General features: G+C 43.2%; 1 pseudogene. It reads right to left on the reverse strand.

What is annotated here, in order from left to right:
* A pseudogene (locus tag AB4274_RS22120) lies at positions 1-206 on the reverse strand (IS110 family transposase); the annotation flags it as partial.
* Positions 207-278 lie beyond the last annotated feature (72 nt).

Below are 278 nucleotides of genomic sequence, written 5' to 3' on the forward strand. Positions count from 1 at the left end.
AGTTTATTGAGTGTTCTTGCCCAATAATGTGCACCACCACACGCTTCAACGCCTATACGCATGAGTGGCATATTTGCTATTGTAGTCAGTAGTTTAGAGCGGGTTACTGACTTATGAAGTATGACCTTACCATTTTGGTCTACGGCATGAAGACTAAAGTGGTTTTTAGCTAGGTCGATACCGCAGAAATAAGAATAATCAGACATGGTGCCTCCGATGCATTTAAGTACCACATAAGTGTGGCAGATCCTCGGTAGGGGGAATCCATGTCATTCGTT

The organism is Vibrio sp. 10N.261.55.A10, from assembly GCF_041470825.1.
Classification (GTDB): Bacteria; Pseudomonadota; Gammaproteobacteria; order Enterobacterales; family Vibrionaceae; genus Vibrio; species Vibrio crassostreae_C.